Consider the following 13,790-nt stretch of genomic DNA (forward strand, 5'->3'; position numbering starts at 1 on the left):
CTTTCAAACAACAATAATTTATATAATGTTACTATACCACGTTTTATCTCATCTTAATGAAAAGATGCACAAAAAAGCTATCTCCGCAATGGAGATAGCCTTTCTACTTATAATATCGTACCCGCTTTTTCAGCACCTAACATTTCAATAATTTGATTATTATCGTCTAGTACTGCAATTTTTGGTTCTTGTTTATGAACCTCTTCTTCCGTAACTAGCCCATAACAAATAATAATTACTTTGTCCCCTGGTTGTACAAGCCTTGCCGCAGCACCGTTTAAACAAACAACACCACTACCGCGTTCCCCTTTAATAACGTATGTCTCTAAACGAGCACCATTATTATTATTTACAATTTGGACTTTTTCGTTTTCTACAATATTTACTGCATCCATTAAATCTTCATCAATTGTAATACTACCTACATAATTTAAATTTGCCTCCGTTACAGTTGCACGATGTAACTTTGCTCTCATCATTGTGCGAAACATAGGTGCTCCCCCTTATTTAACCGTTAATGTTATATTGTCAATTAATCTTACATTTTCAAACTTAACTGCAATAGCTAAAATGATTCGTCCTTCGACTTTCTCTACCATTGTTAATGACGGATATGCATATAAATCCGCATAATCTACAGTGCCTTTCGTATGCGTCTCAATATACTCTTTCACAAGATTTGTAATGATTTCCGGATTACGTTCACCTACCTCAATTCTTTCTTTCGCTATACATAGGCTGCGGTATAAATGAAGAGCCTCTTCACGTTCATCTTGTGATAGGTACACGTTACGAGAACTTTTCGCTAATCCATCTTCTTCCCTCACAATATCAACTGGTACGATTGTAACCGGAATATTGAAATCAGTTACAAATCCTTCAATTACTGCAACTTGTTGAGCATCTTTCATACCGAAATAAGCACGCGTTGGCAGCGTAATATTAAATAGTTTCATTAGTACAGTTGCAACACCAGCAAAATGACCAGGTCTTTGTTGACCGCATAATACGTCCGTGCGCTTCACAACTTCTACTGTTGTTGTTTGTTCTGCTGGATACATTTCTTCTACACTCGGATAAAATAAATAATCTACACCGTTTTCTTTTGCTACATTTTCATCTCTATCAATATCACGAGGATATCGATCTAAATCTTCATTTGGGCCAAATTGCAGCGGGTTTACAAATACACTTAAAACTACAATTTCATTTTCTTCTCTTGCCTTACGTAATAAGGTAGCATGCCCTTCATGTAAATAACCCATCGTTGGAACAAAACCAATACTCTTTCTACTTGCACGAAGTTCGTTTGTAATTTGCTGCATCTCTTGCACTGTAGTTACGATTTTCATTATTGTTTTCCTCCGTATAACGCTAAGCATTCTTCCTCTTTCATTGTGAACGAATGTTTTTCTTCAGGAAATTGCCTTGTCTTTACTTCAGTAACATATTGTGAAATCCCACGCACAATCTCCTCTTGAACAGATGTATATTGCTTCACAAATTTCGGCACACGATTCACGCCGTATGAGATAAGATCATGATAAACAAGCACTTGCCCATCTACTTTTTGTCCTGCACCAATCCCAATTGTCGGTATTGTTAGTTGCTCTGAAATAAGTTCTGCTAACTGCATTGGTACACATTCTAACACAAGCGCTATTGCACCAGCTTCTTCACATTTCTTTGCATCTTCTATTAATTTCTTTGCACTCTCCGCATCTTTTCCTTGCACTTTATATCCACCCAACACTCCTACAGATTGAGGGGTTAAACCTAAATGCGCTACAACAGGAATTCCTGCGTTCGTCAAATATTGAATCGTTGATATAACTTCTCCAGCACCTTCTACCTTCAGTGCATGCGCCCCGCTCTCTTGAACGATGCGGCGTGCATTCACCATCGTTTCTTGTAATGATACGTGATACGACATAAATGGCATATCAGTTACAATAAACGTCTCTTTCGCTCCACGGCGTACAGCTTTCGTATGATGAATCATATCCTCTACTGTTACAGGTACTGTTGAATCGTATCCGAGTACAACCATTCCAAGAGAATCTCCAACTAAAATCATATCAACTTCAGCTTCTTCTGCTAATTTAGCAGATGGATAATCATACGCCGTTAGCATTGTAATCGGCTCACCTTGCTCTTTCATCTTCAAAAAATCTGTTTTTGTTTTCAAAAACTACTCCTCCTTTATGCAGGAGAGAGGAGATGGCCGCAATCATATAAAAAACCCCTCTGGCCATAAAAGGGCAGAAGGGTTGTGTGTTAGTCGGCATTATTCATCCCTCTGTCCCAGTCCGTTATTGGATCAAGGCAGAATCCAAGTTATTATTTTTCGTATTACTTCGAATCATGGTGCAGTTCGCTCTGATACTGCCCACATTCGAACTAATTATAGCAAACTACAAAAGGGAATTACTACATTTTTTTGAAAAAATAATTTTTTATTCTGATTACGGTATATGAAATTTAATAAGAGAGTATATATGCTAGAAAGTGAAACTTTAATCAGCCCGATCCCCACCTAACTTCTTTGCTTCCGCTGAATTTTGAGGTGGAGGTCTTATTGCCCAGTAAATAGCGGGATAAAGTTTTTATAGATAATTCAATCCTGAAAAGATACATGTTTTTTCAACGCATGTTAAAAAATTCCAAGTTAATTTCTTCTGTAATCAATTTAACTGTATAGTATAACTCTTAAACTAATGATGCAGGTTAATTGAGGAAAAGTACTTAACAAAGGAGAATTGCAGATGTCTATGAACAGGTGGTTATTTCGATTCAGCAGTTTGCTTGTAATGATTGTATGGTGGATGTCTTTAGGATCCTTTCATGTATTTGCCTCAGTTAATGTCGTAACACAACCCACCGATGTAACGAACGTGATTGAGGTTGAACTAAATGATGATTACTTTAATCCAAATGTCATCACGATTCCGCTTGAAGGATCAACAACATTACTATTGAAAAATAAAGGTAAAAACGAGCACACCTTTACAGTGAAAAAACTCGGCATTGACGTCGTAGTTGAGTCAGGAAAAGAAAAGAATATTACCGTGAAACCTAAAAATACTGGTACATATGAATTAATATGTCGATACCATCTCCTTAAAGGAATGGAAGGCAAAGTAATCGTCAAATAACATGCCAGACCAACTAGACGGAAGATATCTTGAAATGAACTTTAAATATGAAAAGGATTTATTATCATGTTACAAATTTAACTCAAAAATATTGAAATAAAAAGAAGTTCCAAAAGAGGAACTTCTTTTACTTAATTTCGATATCTGCAGAATGAATATGATGTACTTTCCCCTCATGATCCTCCAGAAGTAATACACCATCCTCTGTGATTCCTTTTGCTAACCCCGTAATCGTCTCTCTCATCGTTCGAGCGGTAATTTCTTTCCCGATGCTCACAGCGTAACTTTCCCAAAGAATTTTAATGACAGAGAAACCATTTTGTAAATACTCTTCATATAATTTTTCTAGTTGTAAATAGATTTGTTGCATAAGTTCTGCACGAACAATCGGCTTACCTGATTCAATCGCTAATGAAGTAGCAATGTGCTGAATTTCTTCATCAAAATGTTCTTGCTTTTGATTCGCATTAATACCGATGCCCATAATGACAGCATTAATTTTATCAGGATCCGCTTGCATTTCTGTTAATATACCTACAGCCTTTTTACCTTGAATTAAAATGTCATTTGGCCATTTTATTCCCACGTCTACACCTGTACATTTTTCAATTGCCTGTGCAACACTAACAGCCGCTAACAAAGTAAGTTGCGGTGCATGATGAACTGGAATCGATGGGCGTAAAATAATACTCATCCAAATTCCTGTTCCTTTTGGTGAATGCCATTTTCTGCTTAAACGACCTCTTCCCGCTATTTGTTCTTCTGCTACAACGATAGTTCCTTCTTCTGCACCTTCATAAGCAAGTTTTGCTGCAATGTGCTGCGTTGATTCAACAGTTTCTTCAAAATACACTGTTCTACCAATTCGCTTCGTTTGTAGCCCTAACTGAATTTCATTAGCAGTCACTTTGTCTGGCTTACTTGCAATTCGGTAACCTAATCGGCGCACAGCTTCAAGTTCATATCCCTCACTCCGGAGATCTTCCATATGTTTCCACACAGCAGTTCTTGAACAACCAAGTTTATCACTAATCGTTTGGCCGGATACAAACTCGCCATCCGCTTCAGAAAAAACTTGTAATAACTGCTTTCTTATAGTAGATTGCATCCTTGCAGCCACTCCCTTATACGCTCTTTCTCATTAACTACGTTTCCTTTTACAATTGCTTCCTCGATTTTCTGAAGCATGTCAGCAACCCACGGACCAGGCTTTTTGTTTGCCCAGTTTAATAAATCATTACCAGTCACATTCATTTCTTGACGACCCTGGATTGGCAATGCATGAAACATTGATTGTACTCGTTTAACAGATGTAGGATCATAGCTTTCAATCATCGCTTCATATACTCTCTCTGCCATTTCAGCGATATAAATTCCCGTTTTATAAAGAAGGACTGTATCCCAATCCTTCTCCTTTCTAGTACGGATTGCCAATAAAACTGCAACAATATCTTTTATTTTTTTATTCGAAAACTTCCATTGACGTAAAAAGACAGATGGATGTTCTTCTCCGATACAATATAAGAAAAATGCCCACGCCTCAATATCCGTTTCGAAAGAATCCCATTTATACTGCGTAGCTTTTAACAGTCTCTCTTCTGACATTTGTAAATATGGCAAATGAGAAAATAGCTTCGTCTCTACTAATTCTTTGAGACCTTTCACACAATATGTACCAGTTAACAATTTCTCAAACTCTACTGTAATGCGCTCAATTGCTATATGTTCTAGCAAATGTCCATACGTTTCAATCGCTTGCTTCGTTTTCGTTTCTAATGAAAAACCTAACGCGCTTACAAACCGAATACCACGCATCATTCGCAGGGCATCTTCTTGAAAACGATCCGCAGCATTTCCAACTGTCACAATTTCTCTCTGTTGAATGGCTTCCTGTCCAGCAAATAAATCAACCATTTCGCCTTCTTCTGTCATAGCAATTGCATTCATCGTGAAATCACGACGTTTTAAATCCTCTTCTAATGAACGAACAAATTGAACACTACTAGGTCTTCGAAAATCTTCATATTCGCTTTCTGTTCGAAAAGTAGTTACCTCATAAGGCTCACCATTTTCTAAAACAATTACAGTTCCATGCTCAAGACCAACAGGAACATTTCTTGGGAATATAGCCATCACTTCTTCTGGTAAAGCAGATGTCGCAATATCAATATCTCCAATCGGCCTATCGATAATAAGATCTCGTACGCTCCCACCAACAAAGTAAGCCTCATGTCCTTGTTGTTTTAATGTCTCAATAATAGAACTAGCTTTTTTAAATCTTTCCATTTTTGTCATCCCTTAGTACGTCATAGTAAATCGTTTCATATTGTGAAACAATTTTTTCTGAGCGAAATTGCTCATAAACACTTTCTCTTGCTCGTTCTCCCATATTACGGTGAAGTTCCTCGTCCTTTAATAGCTGAGTAGCTTGATTTGCCACTCCTGTTGTATCGCCAACTTCACATAAATATCCTGTTTCCCCGTGTTGAATAACCTCTGGAATACCTCCAACCCGTGTTCCGATACAAGGTACACCACACGCCATTGCTTCTAATAAAACAAGACCAAAACTTTCCTTCTCTGATAGAAGCAACATTAAATCACTCATCGCAAGTAGTTCTGCAACATTATCTTGCTTCCCTAGGAATAAAACACGATCTTCAATATGTAAATTCTTCACTATCTGTAAAATCGTACAGAATTCTGGTCCGTCTCCAACAAGAAGCAACTTCGCATCTACTTCTTTAACAATTTTAGCAAATGCCTCAACAACATCCTGCACACGTTTCACTTTACGGAAATTCGAAATATGAATAAGTACTTTTTCACTCTCACTTATACCGTATTCTTTCTTTAATTGAGACATATTACGTTTGAAATATACACGTTCGTCTATAAAGTTATATACCGTTTGAATTTCTTTACTTGGTTTTACAAGCTCATGCGTTTCGTTAATTAATGAATGCGAGACAGCAGTAACAACATCCGATTGCTCAATACCAAAACGAATTAAATTATTTAACGAAGGGTCGGAACCTAACACAGTAATATCTGTTCCATGCAAGGTTGTAACAATTTTAATACGCTCTCCGATCATTTGTTTTGCTAAATATGCACAAATTGCATGGGGTATTGCGTAATGCACATGTAAAATGTCTAAGTTTTCTCTTTGTGCAACCTCTGCCATTTTACTTGCTAACGCTAAATCGTATGGTGGATATTGAAATACAGAGTACTGGCTTACCGTCACTTCATGAAAATATATGTTTGGATATACTTTATTTAACCGGAATGGTAAACCCGATGTAATAAAGTGAATTTCATGCCCGCGTTCCGCCAATTGCTTTCCTAATTCTGTTCCAACAACTCCAGAACCACCTACAGAAGGATAACATGTAATACCTATTTTTAATTTCATTTACATCCCCCTAATAAATCAGCATGTAATAAAACCGGTTTCTTACTCATAAATCCCTCGGCATACAAGACTCCAACTTCTTTTCCAAACATCTTCTCACGAGCAATCACAGTTTCAACGTATCCTTCTGTTAACGGTGTCTTAACACCATCACTTCCTGTTGAAAATTGACTTTCATATGCTTCTAATGCTTCCACCTTTATAGAGAGGTACTCACTTATATCTATACAAAAATTCGGTTTATGAAAACCATTAATCATATAATTATAAAAAGACTCCACACGATGTGGTGAAAGTTCCGGCATATATTTACGGATTCCTGCTGAAAAAATAGCCTCTTCCACAAGCTTTGCACAATTTGCATGATCTGGATGACGATCTTCATAGTATGGCGCAAAAACTAGTTTTGGTTTATATGTACGGATCACCTTGACAATTTCACGTATATACTCTTCTTTCATATACAAACCACGGTCTGGCATCGCTAAATTCAGCCTCGTTTTTACTCCCATTATACGAGCTGCGACCTCTGCTTCTTCTTTTCTCAACTCTATCGTTCCATTGGAAGAAAGATCAGCTTCTGTTAAATCACAAATACCTACTTCATACCCTTGCTTTGTATATTTAGCGATGGTACCAGCCATGCCGATTTCAACATCATCGGCATGAGCACCAAACGCTAATATATGTAATCCACTCATAATTGTTCCCCTCATTTTCTTAACTTACGATAATCTAAATCTCCTCGCTCTAATGCGTGCATCAACATTTCAGCACTTGCCATATTCGTTGCAAGTGGAATCGCATATACATCACATAAACGAAGCAATGCATTCACATCCGGTTCATGCGGCTGTGCTGTTAATGGATCGCGGAAGAAAATCACCATATCTAAATCGTTTTTTGCAATCATTGCACCAATTTCTTGATCTCCACCAAGAGGGCCAGATTGATATCTTGTTACAACTAATCCAGTCGCTTCCATAATACGAAGCCCTGTCGTTCCTGTTGCAAATAATTCATGTTGCTCAAAAATTGGTTTATATGCGTATGCAAACGAAACCATATCATTTTTCTTTTTGTCATGTGCGATTAAGGCAATTTTCATCCGTTGTCTCCCCTTTAGTCGATAATATTTTCTAAACCGTACACAAGATGATCAAGGTTCATTACTGTCTCAATTGATAGTTTTACACCTGACATAAATGATGCACGATTGAATGAATCATGACGAACTGTTAACATTTGTCCATCTCCACCAAACATTACTTCTTGGTGTGCAATAAGCCCTGGCAAACGTACACTATGAATGTGAATACCGTCTACATTTGCACCACGTGCACCTGCTAGTTGCTCTACTTCATTTGGATGACCTTGCTGCTTTGATTCACGATTTTGACGAATTAATTCTACCGTTTTTACAGCTGTACCAGATGGTGCGTCTAATTTTTGATCATGATGTAATTCAATTACCTCAACATCTTGGAAATATTTCGCTGCCATTTGTGAGAATTTCATCATAAGAACTGCACCAATTGCAAAGTTTGGAGCAATAATTGTTCCTACTGCTTTTTCTTTTGCATTCTCTGTTAAACGTGCCAATTCTTCTTCTGTAAATCCAGTTGTACCAATAACAGAACGAAGTCCACGCTCAACTGCAAGTGTAACGTGTTGTTTCCCAACTTCTGGTGTTGTTAAATCTAACAACACATCTGCTTCTACTTCATCTAAACAAGTATGTAAATCAGCGTAAATCGGCGCATGTAATGCTGGCATGCCAGGTAAATCAGAAATCTTCTCACCACCATGCTTATAATCCACTGCTGCTACTAAATTAAAATGTTCCGTTCTTTCCATAAGAAGGACTGCTTCATGTCCCATACGTCCTCTTGGTCCGGCGATAATTACTTTAATTTCTTTCATTATTCTTTCTCTCCCTCATCAATACGTGTCCAGCGATCTTTATCACGTGTATTAAATTTATTCATTACAATGTTATGTGCTGTCTCTAAATCAATATTTAAACTATTTGCCATACAAATCATAACAAATAATACATCTCCAAGCTCTTCTTCAATACTTCTTTCTTTTTCAGTTGTTTTCTTCGGTTTCTCACCATAATAATGATTTACCTCTCTCGCAAGCTCTCCCATTTCTTCCGTTAAACGAGCCATCATTGCAAGCGGACTGAAATAACCTTCTTTAAACTGACCAATATATGCATCTACTTCTTTCTGCATATCTTTCATCGTTTTTGCTTCCATACTATTCACCTCTAATCCTTCCTCTTTCATGTTAGCCAATTCATCGCGATTTGACAAATATTATTCCCCGCCAAACACCTATTTGCGACCCTTTTTTGGATAGACTATAATAAAGTGAAACTTTCTTTTGCGCTTTTTCCAAAAGATTAGCCCACACTAATCGAGTTCTTACTATTTTTACTAGCAACTAGAAATTACTTATTATTATGTTTTACCGTTTCAGCGGAGCAATGCAATCATTACATAATTAGGGGGATTTCTATATGACATCAAAATTGAAGATACGAAATATTATTTTTATTTTAATCGGTTCCGCTATATTTTCTTTCGGTATTGTCAATATCAATATTGAGAACCACCTTGCAGAGGGTGGGTTTACCGGTATTACACTATTATTGTATTTTTTATTTAAGTTTGATCCTTCCTACTCAAACTTAATTTTAAATATCCCTATATTTTTTATTGGTTGGAGGTTACTTGGCAGAACGACATTTTTATATACATTAATCGGCACATTTAGCGTATCTTTATTTCTATGGATTTTCCAGCGTTACGAAGTGCTCAACTTACATTTAAACTTGCAAAATGATATGACACTCGCAGCTTTATTCGCCGGGGCATTTATCGGTATCGGTCTTGGGATAATATTTAAATATGGCGGGACTACTGGCGGTGTAGATATTATCGCACGACTAGCTCACAAATATGTTGGCTGGAGTATGGGTAAAACGATGTTTATGTTCGATGCTGTCGTTATCGTCGTCTCTATTCTTACCTATTTATCATACCGCGAGGGTATGTATACGTTAGTTGCTGTTTTTATCGGGGCTAAAGTCATTGATTTTATGCAAGAAGGAGCCTATGCCGCCAAAGGAGCGACTATTATCTCAGAGAAAAACGATGAAATTGCTGCCAAAATTTTATCTGAAATGGAGCGCGGAGCAACCTTTTTAAAGGCTGTTGGATCGTATACAAAAGTGGAACGTAACGTACTGTATTGCGTTGTTGCTAAAAATGAAATCGTGAAATTAAAGAATATTATTACTTCAGTAGATCCTCATGCATTTGTCGCTGTAAGTGATGTACATGATGTAGTTGGTGAAGGATTTACGTTAGATGAAAATAAAAACCCTTTACATAATTAAATGTAACTAGAAAAGCGCCTTAGCTTTTCTAGTTTTTTATTACAAGTCTTTTAAGCTTCTCCAAATCCTCATAAATAAGCTCCAATAAACTCCGATTATAAAAAATGGAAGCTGGATGAAAAGTTGGAAAAACATGATATTCATTCTCTGACCATGTAAACTCTGCACTTTGCATATCCTTTAATTTTTGAATGGGCTGTTTTAATAATTGCCCGTGTACATCTGTGATTTTTTTATTTTTTCCTGTTAAACGTTGAAGACCAATATTTCCAAGTGTGACGATAAGCCTCGGATTTATTTTCTCTAATTCATAATCTAACAAAGGCGCATGGGCAACTATTTCTCCTTGATTTGGCGTTCTATTATACTTTTTTTGTATGCTTTCACCATTTCGTTCTTTTTTCTCTCGCCATTTATAAGGTCTACTCCGAACAGCGCTCGTAATATATACTTCTTCCCTCGTAACGTGAATACGCTCTAAAAAACCCATTAATTGTTTTCCCGACCTCCCGCTAAACGGAATCCCATTATGAATTTCTGTTTCACCAGGCGCTTCTCCTAACAACATAAATTTGGGATTTTCAGGACCTTGTCCACTTAAAAAACCTTCTAGTTGATAAGGAGCACTACGCTCTTTCACTTGTTTTACTAAATGGTCTGGATATTTCATTTCCCCCACCGCCTTTCCGCATTACTTCTATTATTTCTATTTGTAATACATTATATAATTCAATCCACACAACGAAAAAAGACTATCAAAATTGATAGTCTTTAGTCGTCGCTACGCTGCATACCAGTATACATTAATACGAGACGTAATAATTCAAATACCGCTACAGCTGCAGCTGCTACATATGTTAATGCTGCTGCATTTAATACTTTACGAGCTTGGCCATATTCATCTGTTGATACGATACCTAACGCTTCAATTTGTTGCATTGCACGCTTTGAAGCATCGAACTCAACTGGTAATGTAACAAGTTGGAACACAACACCTGCAGCCATTAAAATAATTCCTAATAACAATAGTTTCGACATTGTCGCAAATATACCAATCATAATAAATACCCATGATATATTCGATCCAAAATTCGCCACAGGAACTAACGAATGACGAATACGCATAAAGTTATAATCTTGCGCATCTTGAATTGCGTGTCCTACTTCATGTGCTGCCACTGCTGTACCAGCAACTGAATGTCCATAATAGTTATCTGTTGATAATCGAACCGTCTTGGCCGTTGGATCATAATGGTCTGATAAATGACCTGGTGTTTCTTCCACAGCTACATTGTATAATCCATTTTCATCTAAAATTTTTCGAGCCACTTCCGCTCCTGTCATACCTGATGTTGAATAAACTTGTGAATACTTGCTATAGGCACTTCGTACTCTTGACTGTGCATACAACGGTATGATCATTATGATCGCGAAGTAAATTAAATAAAACATCATGAACCTCCATTGAAGTTTTAATTATAGTACTTCTCATTCTATTTTCTTCTGCCACTATTGTCAATGAATAAACCTTACAATCCATATCTTTACTTATTACATTATCTATTTTTAGAATGCACATTACTTTTTCTTTTTTCTCTCTCTCCTTTATACTTTCTCCATCCAACATAAGTTAATGTGAATAAAATAAGTCCCCCAGTAATTGTCATAAACCAAATGAGAGAAGGTGCAATTTCATCCTTTTTTACTGTGTGAAATATCTTTTGCAAATCCCCTTTAATAATCCCTAATTGCATTTGGCCACCTTTCGTTTTTAACATAACGTTACGAAATTCATCCAAATAAGATAAATGAACATTTACACGCTGTACCTCGTTTTCTGGCAAAGCAATCATTAAACTTGGATAAATAATATTGAATTCATTTAAAAATGTATTTAATGTTTGTTGAAACTGCCCAGCATCTTCTTTTTCCATCGCTTTTTCCATTTGAGAAAAGGCATCCATTACTTTCCTTTCTCTTTCCATCCAAAGTGGTTGATATTTCGATACTTGTGCATCAACAGCAAGTTGTAATGCCAACACATTATCCATTTTAGCTTGCTTACCTAAACCTTCTTCAGAGAGCGATTGCTGCGCCTTGTCGTAAGCTAAAGAAATAACTCTAACTTGATCTGGTGTTACTTCATGCTTCTTTTCATTCCCCTTCATTAAAAATTGCTCTGAGAAAAGTTGTAATACTTGTACCGCTTTTTCATCTTCATTACGCTTCACTAACTGTAACGAGTCGTCTAACAACCCTGTTAGCTCATTCCACTCTTCAGCATATATACGTAACGGAAACATTATAATTAGAAATGCTATCAATCCAATTAATGTTCTCTTCATCCCGGTCCCCCCTATAACTACTAGTACAAAATATGTTAATTGGGACAAGAATAGAACAGAACTGAACCGAAAAATATATTATCGTTTTACAAAGAAAAAATTCTCTTTAAGCAGAGAATTTTTTCTTTGACATCCTTTTCTTTTTTACGAAATATCTATATAAGCTATAACAAAGTATACTACCACCTAAAATGAATAATAAAATAGCACACGCAGCATGCATAAAGAACTCCTCTGGTAGCATTAATATAACTGGATCCGTTTCAATATCAAACATCCAATAATCATTACTGAATAAAAGCTTATGGAATAATACAAAGCTCTTTTCAAAATTAATAGCGATTGGTAACATAAGCGCTATCGGAAAAATGATTGTTAAAATTGATCCGTGCAGTAAAAACTTTTCATTTTTCTTTTTTAATAAATAAATTCCCCCTATCACTGCAATCATAATTGTCGCATACATCACATATTGAATCTTTACTAAAATATTTTTAACATCTACAAAATGAATACGGCCATTTGTAGACATATCTAATGTTGGCAAATGTAATGCTCCGTCATAAAACGGGGATAAATATGTAATAAGCACATCGTAATTTCTTTTAATTTCATCCTTCGTCATATCCGCTAAATCAGGAATATTTAAAAAATCAATTTCAAAATAATACAGCCATTTTCCATACACAACTGCCGTTGTTGCGAGTGCAAAAATAGAAAATGCTATGCTATATGAAACAACTAAAGTAATCAATCGATCCAATATTTTTGTACCACTCTTATTTTTCTCCATGTTCTCCCCCTAAATGTTCTAACCATCATAAAGAAAATTGTTTCCTGTGCTCACGTAAGCAACAATAATATGTAATACATAGTACAACAACGCTTAACCAAAACGTAAAATAACCAATTTCCTCTACAAACAAATGCATAATTCCATATCGTGGCATTTGCCAAAATAAATAATCAATTGCATCGTTATGCAACGTCCATACACCCGCTACTATAAAATGCCATTTTTTTATACGGTAAAATGGAGCATATAAAACACCTTGCACTGCCATCGCAAAGTGCGAAAGCATTAACATGTAGCCCATAAGACCAATAGGACCTTTTACGTAAATCATAATCGCATTTACAACAACAGCCCAAATACCATATTTTATTAAAGTAACAATCGCTAGCGCTTCTATTAATCCCCAGTTTCTCTTTGTCAAAAAAGCAATTAAAACAAAGACAAAAAAGAGACTCGCCATAGGACTATCTGGTACAAACGGCCAAAATATAGGTGACGTTTCTTTCAGTTGATTTCCGTACCATATAAACCCGTAAATTGTACCTAATATGTTAACAACCAATAAAAATAATAATACCGAGCGTTGTCTTAACATTGCATACAAGTACACCAATCTGTATGTCCAACACCTTTCAAGCAAAGTAATTCATTCACTAAATCCTACTCT

17 protein-coding genes are annotated in these 13,790 nt (G+C 36.3%); 2 read left to right on the forward strand and 15 right to left on the reverse strand.

The window, feature by feature from the left end; genetic code table 11:
• Positions 1–107 precede the first annotated feature (107 nt).
• From panD to panB, 3 genes are read right to left on the reverse strand one after another with little or no spacing between them, the layout of a single operon-like run.
• Complete coding sequence (gene panD, locus AC1Q8L_RS04530) at positions 108–491, reverse strand: aspartate 1-decarboxylase (protein ID WP_000490186.1); 384 nt, start codon at positions 489–491, stop codon at positions 108–110.
• Between the two features lie 12 nt (positions 492–503).
• Complete coding sequence (gene panC, locus AC1Q8L_RS04535; RefSeq protein WP_000707015.1) at positions 504–1,352, reverse strand: pantoate--beta-alanine ligase; 849 nt, start codon at positions 1,350–1,352, stop codon at positions 504–506.
• Entirely contained in the window at positions 1,352–2,188 is an 837-nt protein-coding gene (gene panB, locus AC1Q8L_RS04540; RefSeq protein WP_000851108.1) for a 3-methyl-2-oxobutanoate hydroxymethyltransferase, read from the reverse strand. The genes panC and panB overlap by 1 nt, the downstream gene beginning before the upstream one ends.
• A gap of 577 nt (positions 2,189–2,765) precedes the next feature.
• Between panB and AC1Q8L_RS04545 the strand changes: the two genes are divergently transcribed.
• Positions 2,766–3,155, forward strand: coding sequence for a cupredoxin domain-containing protein (locus AC1Q8L_RS04545; protein ID WP_000062382.1), 390 nt, complete (start codon positions 2,766–2,768; stop codon positions 3,153–3,155).
• Positions 3,156–3,282: 127 nt separating this feature from the next.
• Here the strand turns inward: AC1Q8L_RS04545 and AC1Q8L_RS04550 are convergent, their stop codons facing one another.
• The 7 genes from AC1Q8L_RS04550 to AC1Q8L_RS04580 are packed head-to-tail and all read right to left on the reverse strand — an operon-like array spanning position 3,283 to position 8,837.
• The gene (locus tag AC1Q8L_RS04550) at positions 3,283–4,263 is read right to left on the reverse strand and encodes a biotin--[acetyl-CoA-carboxylase] ligase (protein ID WP_001192054.1); all 981 of its coding nucleotides are present in this window, start codon (positions 4,261–4,263) and stop codon (positions 3,283–3,285) included.
• Positions 4,248–5,441 carry a CCA tRNA nucleotidyltransferase gene (locus AC1Q8L_RS04555; RefSeq protein ID WP_000439311.1) on the reverse strand — a complete coding sequence of 398 codons (1,194 nt, stop codon included), beginning with the start codon at positions 5,439–5,441 and terminating at the stop codon, positions 4,248–4,250. The genes AC1Q8L_RS04550 and AC1Q8L_RS04555 overlap by 16 nt, the downstream gene beginning before the upstream one ends.
• Positions 5,428–6,573: an N-acetyl-alpha-D-glucosaminyl L-malate synthase BshA gene (gene bshA / locus AC1Q8L_RS04560; RefSeq protein ID WP_000768317.1), complete on the reverse strand. Its 1,146-nt coding sequence runs from the start codon at positions 6,571–6,573 to the stop codon at positions 5,428–5,430. The genes AC1Q8L_RS04555 and bshA overlap by 14 nt, the downstream gene beginning before the upstream one ends.
• Positions 6,570–7,274: a bacillithiol biosynthesis deacetylase BshB1 gene (gene bshB1, locus AC1Q8L_RS04565; protein ID WP_000015660.1), complete on the reverse strand. Its 705-nt coding sequence runs from the start codon at positions 7,272–7,274 to the stop codon at positions 6,570–6,572. Before bshB1 ends, bshA begins: the two co-directional genes overlap by 4 nt.
• A gap of 11 nt (positions 7,275–7,285) precedes the next feature.
• Positions 7,286–7,681, reverse strand: a complete 396-nt coding sequence (gene mgsA, locus AC1Q8L_RS04570) for a methylglyoxal synthase (RefSeq protein WP_000684765.1) — start codon at positions 7,679–7,681, stop codon at positions 7,286–7,288.
• 14 nt (positions 7,682–7,695) lie between these two features.
• A complete protein-coding gene (gene dapB / locus AC1Q8L_RS04575) occupies positions 7,696–8,496 on the reverse strand; it encodes a dihydrodipicolinate reductase (RefSeq protein ID WP_000658810.1) in 801 nt (266 codons plus the stop codon).
• Positions 8,496–8,837, reverse strand: coding sequence for a nucleotide pyrophosphohydrolase (locus AC1Q8L_RS04580; RefSeq protein ID WP_002108639.1), 342 nt, complete (start codon positions 8,835–8,837; stop codon positions 8,496–8,498). The genes dapB and AC1Q8L_RS04580 overlap by 1 nt, the downstream gene beginning before the upstream one ends.
• A gap of 263 nt (positions 8,838–9,100) precedes the next feature.
• On the opposite strand from AC1Q8L_RS04580, the gene AC1Q8L_RS04585 reads away from it, so the two are divergent.
• Complete coding sequence (locus tag AC1Q8L_RS04585; RefSeq protein WP_000202117.1) at positions 9,101–9,982, forward strand: YitT family protein; 882 nt, start codon at positions 9,101–9,103, stop codon at positions 9,980–9,982.
• 28 nt (positions 9,983–10,010) lie between these two features.
• Here AC1Q8L_RS04585 and AC1Q8L_RS04590 read toward each other — a convergent pair whose 3' ends face one another.
• The 5 genes from AC1Q8L_RS04590 to lhaT all read right to left on the reverse strand — a co-directional run bounded on the left by AC1Q8L_RS04590 (position 10,011) and on the right by lhaT (position 13,736).
• Positions 10,011–10,652 (reverse strand): uracil-DNA glycosylase, encoded by a 642-nt coding sequence (locus tag AC1Q8L_RS04590; protein ID WP_000876861.1) that lies wholly within the window; start codon positions 10,650–10,652, stop codon positions 10,011–10,013.
• A 101-nt stretch (positions 10,653–10,753) separates the two neighbouring features.
• Positions 10,754–11,437 (reverse strand): zinc metallopeptidase, encoded by a 684-nt coding sequence (locus tag AC1Q8L_RS04595; RefSeq protein WP_011109966.1) that lies wholly within the window; start codon positions 11,435–11,437, stop codon positions 10,754–10,756.
• Positions 11,438–11,538: 101 nt separating this feature from the next.
• Positions 11,539–12,327 (reverse strand): sporulation protein YpjB, encoded by a 789-nt coding sequence (gene ypjB, locus AC1Q8L_RS04600; RefSeq protein WP_000831589.1) that lies wholly within the window; start codon positions 12,325–12,327, stop codon positions 11,539–11,541.
• Between the two features lie 106 nt (positions 12,328–12,433).
• On the reverse strand, positions 12,434–13,120 hold the full coding sequence (gene lit, locus AC1Q8L_RS04605; RefSeq protein ID WP_000414374.1) for a lipoprotein intramolecular transacylase Lit: 687 nt from the start codon (positions 13,118–13,120) through the stop codon (positions 12,434–12,436).
• 25 nt (positions 13,121–13,145) lie between these two features.
• On the reverse strand, positions 13,146–13,736 hold the full coding sequence (gene lhaT / locus AC1Q8L_RS04610) for a lipoprotein heptaprenylglyceryl N-acetyltransferase LhaT (protein WP_000262839.1): 591 nt from the start codon (positions 13,734–13,736) through the stop codon (positions 13,146–13,148).
• Positions 13,737–13,790: the final 54 nt, after the last annotated feature.

Source organism: Bacillus sp. GW823-FHT06A11, from assembly GCF_058795355.1.

Bases quoted from the DNA above. Each gene is read 5' to 3' on its own strand.
- bshA (WP_000768317.1), bottom strand. From the start codon at position 6,573: ATGAAATTAAAAATAGGTATTACATGTTATCCTTCTGTAGGTGGTTCT.
- mgsA (WP_000684765.1), bottom strand. From the start codon at position 7,681: ATGAAAATTGCCTTAATCGCACATGACAAAAAGAAAAATGATATGGTT.
- dapB (WP_000658810.1), bottom strand. From the start codon at position 8,496: ATGAAAGAAATTAAAGTAATTATCGCCGGACCAAGAGGACGTATGGGA.
- AC1Q8L_RS04580 (WP_002108639.1), bottom strand. From the start codon at position 8,837: ATGGAAGCAAAAACGATGAAAGATATGCAGAAAGAAGTAGATGCATAT.
- AC1Q8L_RS04585 (WP_000202117.1), top strand. From the start codon at position 9,101: ATGACATCAAAATTGAAGATACGAAATATTATTTTTATTTTAATCGGT.
- AC1Q8L_RS04555 (WP_000439311.1), bottom strand. From the start codon at position 5,441: ATGGAAAGATTTAAAAAAGCTAGTTCTATTATTGAGACATTAAAACAA.
- panD (WP_000490186.1), bottom strand. From the start codon at position 491: ATGTTTCGCACAATGATGAGAGCAAAGTTACATCGTGCAACTGTAACG.
- lit (WP_000414374.1), bottom strand. From the start codon at position 13,120: ATGGAGAAAAATAAGAGTGGTACAAAAATATTGGATCGATTGATTACT.
- ypjB (WP_000831589.1), bottom strand. From the start codon at position 12,327: ATGAAGAGAACATTAATTGGATTGATAGCATTTCTAATTATAATGTTT.
- AC1Q8L_RS04595 (WP_011109966.1), bottom strand. From the start codon at position 11,437: ATGATGTTTTATTTAATTTACTTCGCGATCATAATGATCATACCGTTG.
- AC1Q8L_RS04550 (WP_001192054.1), bottom strand. From the start codon at position 4,263: ATGCAATCTACTATAAGAAAGCAGTTATTACAAGTTTTTTCTGAAGCG.
- bshB1 (WP_000015660.1), bottom strand. From the start codon at position 7,274: ATGAGTGGATTACATATATTAGCGTTTGGTGCTCATGCCGATGATGTT.
- panC (WP_000707015.1), bottom strand. From the start codon at position 1,352: ATGAAAATCGTAACTACAGTGCAAGAGATGCAGCAAATTACAAACGAA.
- AC1Q8L_RS04590 (WP_000876861.1), bottom strand. From the start codon at position 10,652: ATGAAATATCCAGACCATTTAGTAAAACAAGTGAAAGAGCGTAGTGCT.
- AC1Q8L_RS04545 (WP_000062382.1), top strand. From the start codon at position 2,766: ATGTCTATGAACAGGTGGTTATTTCGATTCAGCAGTTTGCTTGTAATG.